Here is a 4,548-nt window from a genome sequence, read left to right as displayed (position 1 = left end):
GGGAACTGCGCGTACACCCCCTCGGCCAGCGAGGGGTCGATCTCGCGCATCAGCGCCCGCAACCGGGGCGAGTACAGGTCGGTGAGGTCGACGAACCGGGGACCGACCAGCGGCGAGGTGAAGGTCAGGTTGAGGTGGTCGGAGATCAGCACCGGATCGCCCACCCGCATGTCCGAGCGCAGGCCGCCGCAGCCGTTGGTCAGCACCGTGACGGTGCAACCGGCCGCCGCGGCCACCCGCACGCCGTGCACCACCGCGGCCACCCCGCGTCCCTCGTAGTAGTGGGTGCGGCCGGAGAAGACCAGGATGCGCCGGCCGTCCAGCTCCAGCGAGCGGATCGTGCCGGCGTGCCCGGCGACCACCGGCGGCAGGAAGCCCGGCAGGTCGGTGCTGGGGAACTCCACGTCGGCGCTGGCCCGCTCGGCCAGCGCCGCCACCGCGGGCAACCACCCGGAGCCCAGCACCAGGGCCACGTCGTGCCGCTCGGCGCCGGTCCGGCGGGCCAGCTCCCGGGCCGCCTCGGCGGCGAGCCGCGCTGGGTCGGGTCCGGCCGCCTGGTCGCTGGCCGCTTGCTGCTGCAGAGGGTCTCCGGTCTGGGTCACGGGGCAGAGCCTAGCCGCCGCACCGACGGCAGCCGGGCGGAGATCCGCCCGCTGTGGATGGCCGTCCGGTGCTGTGGACAACCGTCGGAAACGGCGGAGAGATAGGCCACGCCCCCGCGCTCGGGCCGTCCGGTTCGCTCTAACATCGCGCTATGACGGCGCCCGAAGCCCACCTGGAGCTGGCCGCGGAGTTCCCGGCGGCCAGCCGCGAGCAGTGGCGGTCGATGGTGGCCGCGGTGCTGGCCAAGTCCGGGGTCGAGCCGGCGACCGGCCACCCGGAGGACGCGCTGTCGTATCGGACCTACGACGGCCTGCGGATCGCTCCGCTCTACACCGCCGCCGACCTGCCGGACGGGGTTGGGATCGAGGCTGCCGGACTGCCGGGCCGCCCGCCGTTCGTCCGCGGCGCCAGCGCCGAGCGGGCCGGCTGGGACGTCCGGCAGCGAGTGGTCGAACCGGACCCGGCCGCCGCCCGCCGGGCGGTGCTGGCCGAGCTCTCCGGCGGGGCGTCCTCGATCTGGTTGCGGGTCGGCTCCGGCGGCGTCCCGGTCGAGTCGCTGGCAGCCGTGCTGGACGGGGTCCGTCTGGACCTGGCGCTGGACGCCGGGACAGACACCGAGGCCGCCGCCGAGGCGTTGCTGGGCCTGGTCCGCAGCCGCGACCTGGCGCCGGCCGAGGTGGCCGGCACGCTCGGCGCGGACCCGATCGGGCTGGCCGCCCAGCAGGGCAGCGCACCGGACCTGGCGGTGCTGACCCGGTTGGCCGGGGCCGCCGCGGATTTCCCCCGGCTGCTGCCGGGCACCGTGGACGCCAGCAGGTACGCCGAGGCCGGCGGCAGCGACTCCGACGAGCTGGCGATCAGCGTCGCGGTCGGGGTGGCCTACCTGCGGGCGCTGACCGAGGCGGGCTCGGGCATCGAGCAGGCACTGGCGCAGCTGGAGTTCCGGTACGCGGTCAGCGCCGACCAGTGGGCCTCGATGGCCAAGCTGCGGGCCGCCCGCCGGCTGTGGGACCGGGTGGCCGAACTCTGCGGCGCACCGGAGCAGAGCCGCGGCCAGCGCCAGCACGCGGTCACCGCCGCGGCGACCCTGACCCGGCGCGATCCGTGGGTGAACCTGCTGCGCGCCACCGTCGGCTGTTTCGCGGCGGCGGTGGCCGGCGCGGACGCGATCACGGTGGCGCCGTTCGACTCCGCGCTCGGGCTGCCCGACGACTTCGGCCGCCGGATCGCCCGCAACACCCAGGCGATCCTGCATGACGAGTCCAGCCTGGCCCGGGTGCTCGACCCCGGCGGCGGCTCCTGGTACCTGGAGTCGATCACCGAGCAGCTGGCCGAGGTGGCCTGGGACAAGTTCACCGCGATCGAGCGGACCGGCGGTGCGGTGGCCGCGCTGGAATCCGGAATGCTGGCCGGCATGCTGCAGGACAGCTGGCAGCCGCGCCGGGACAACCTGGCCCGCCGCCGGGATCCGATCACCGGCGTCAGCGAGTTCGCGATGCCGGAGGAGACCGTGCTGGCCCGCCGTCCGTACCCGGCCGAGCAGCCCGGGCCGGCCGGCCTGCCGCGCCGGCGCTACGCCGAGGAGTTCGAGGCGCTGCGGGACCGCGCCGACGCCCGGCTGGCCGCCACCGGAGCGCGGCCGCGGGTGTTCCTGGCGGCGTTGGGCCCGGCCCGGGCACACGCAGGCCGGCTGGGCTTCGCGCGCAACCTGCTCGCCGCCGGAGGCATCGAGGCGGTGGTGGGCACCGGGCAGCCGGACGAGCTGGTGGCGGCTTTCCGGACGCACAACACCGGCACGATCGGCATGGCGCTGCTGTGCGCCGCCGACCAGGACCATGCCGACCACGCCCAGACGCTGGCCGCGGCCCTGAAGGCGGCCGGCGCGGTCTCGGTCTGGATCGCCGGGCCGCCGGCGCTGGTCGACGGTGCCGTCGACGCCGCGGTCTACACCGGCTGCGACGCGGTGGCCGCGCTCACCGCGATGTTCGAGCTGCTGGAGGTGGCGGCATGATCCCCGACTTCGGCGAGCTGTCGCTGGGGCATCCCCAGGTACCGGCCGGCGCGCCAGACAATTCGGCAAGCTGGACCACTCCGGAAGGCTGGACCACCCCGGAAGGCATCGAGGTGCCGCCGCTCTACACCGCCGCCGACCTGGATGGCCTGGACTTCCTGGACGGCCTGCCCGGCATCGCGCCGTACCTGCGCGGCCCGTACCCGACCATGTACGTCACCCAGCCGTGGACGATCCGGCAGTACGCCGGGTTCTCCACCGCCGCGGAGTCCAACGCCTTCTACCGGCGCAACCTGGCCGCCGGCCAGAAGGGGCTGTCGGTCGCCTTCGACCTGCCCACCCACCGCGGCTACGACAGCGACAACCCCCGGGTGATCGGCGACGTCGGGATGGCCGGGGTGGCGATCGACTCGATCTATGACATGCGCGAGCTGTTCAACGGCATCCCGCTGGAGCGGATGAGCGTGTCGATGACCATGAACGGGGCGGTGCTGCCGGTGCTGGCACTGTTCGTGGTGGCGGCCGAGGAGCAGGGGGTGGCCCCCGAGCAGCTGACCGGCACTATCCAGAACGACATTCTCAAAGAGTTCATGGTCCGCAACACCTATATCTACCCGCCCGGACCGTCGATGACCATCATCAGCGACATCTTCGCCTTCACCTCGGTGCGGATGCCCCGGTTCAACTCCATCTCGATCTCCGGCTACCACATCCAGGAGGCCGGGGCGACCGCCGACCTGGAGCTGGCCTACACCCTGGCCGACGGGGTGGAGTACGTGCGCGCCGGACTGGCCGCCGGCATGGACATCGACGCCTTCGCCCCGCGGCTGTCGTTCTTCTGGGGCATCGGCATGAACTTCTTCATGGAGGTGGCCAAGCTCCGGGCGGCCCGGTTGCTGTGGGCCAAGCTGATGCGGCAGTTCTCACCGGCCACCCCCAAGTCGCTGGCGATGCGGGCGCACTGCCAGACCTCGGGCTGGTCGCTGACCGCGCAGGACGTCTTCAACAACGCGGTCCGCACCTGCATCGAGGCGATGGCTGCCAGCCAGGGTCACACCCAGTCGTTGCACACCAACGCCCTGGACGAGGCGCTCGCGCTGCCCACCGACTTCTCGGCGCGGATCGCCCGCAACACCCAGCTGCTGCTGCAACAGGAGGCCGGCACCACCCGGGTGATCGACCCGTGGGGCGGCAGCGGCTACGTCGAGCGGCTGACCCACGACCTGGCCCAGCGTGCCTGGACGCACCTGGAGGAGGTCGAGAAGGCCGGCGGGATGGCCGCGGCCATCGAGGCGGGGCTGCCGAAGCTGCGCATCGAGGAAGCCGCCGCCCGTACCCAGGCCCGGATCGACTCCGGCCGCCAGCCGGTCATCGGGGTGAACAAGTACCGCCCGGACGCCGAGGAGAAGATCGACGTCCTCAAGATCGACAATGCCGGCGTGCGGGCCGCGCAGGCCGACAAGCTCGCCCGGCTGCGGGCCGAGCGGGACCCGGCGGCCTGCCACCAGGCGCTGGCCGCGCTGACCCGGGCCGCGGCCGCGATCGCCGACGGCAGCCGGCCGGCCGGGCTGGAGCACAATCTGCTGGCACTGTCGATCGACGCGGCCCGGGCCAAGGCCACCGTCGGCGAGATCTCCGACGCGCTGGAGGCGGTCTTCGGCCGGCACGCCGGGCAGATCCGGACGATCTCCGGGGTGTACGGCGCCGAGGCCGAACAGGAGGGCAGGGTGCACTCGATCGAGCAGGCCCGGGCGGCCACCGAACGCTTCGAAGCCGCGCACGGCCGGCGGCCGCGCATCCTGGTGGCCAAGATCGGCCAGGACGGGCACGACCGGGGCCAGAAGGTGATCGCCACCGCCTTCGCCGACCTCGGCTTCGACGTCGACGTCGGCCCGCTGTTCCAGACCCCGGCCGAGGTGGCCCGGCAGGCCGTC

At 73.7% G+C, this 4,548-nt stretch carries 3 protein-coding genes; 2 read left to right on the top strand and 1 reads right to left on the bottom strand.

Translation table 11 applies throughout. The features are described from left to right. On the bottom strand, positions 1–581 hold a 581-nt coding region (locus tag VLJ82_RS13115; protein WP_408663807.1), incomplete at its 3' end, for a purine-nucleoside phosphorylase. A gap of 173 nt (positions 582–754) precedes the next feature. Here VLJ82_RS13115 and VLJ82_RS13110 point away from each other — a divergent pair. Both VLJ82_RS13110 and scpA read left to right on the top strand, forming a co-directional pair. Further along, a complete protein-coding gene (locus VLJ82_RS13110) occupies positions 755–2,614 on the top strand; it encodes a methylmalonyl-CoA mutase family protein (RefSeq protein WP_408663806.1) in 1,860 nt (619 codons plus the stop codon). Then, positions 2,611–4,548 (top strand): methylmalonyl-CoA mutase (gene scpA, locus VLJ82_RS13105; RefSeq protein ID WP_408663805.1); only part of this gene is annotated, 1,938 nt, incomplete at its 3' end. The genes VLJ82_RS13110 and scpA, both read left to right, overlap by 4 nt.

Origin of the sequence: Jatrophihabitans sp. (assembly GCF_035474675.1) — a bacterium.
Lineage (GTDB): Bacteria > Actinomycetota > Actinomycetes > Mycobacteriales > Jatrophihabitantaceae > Jatrophihabitans_A.
This window is presented reverse-complemented; position numbering and strand designations above follow the sequence as displayed.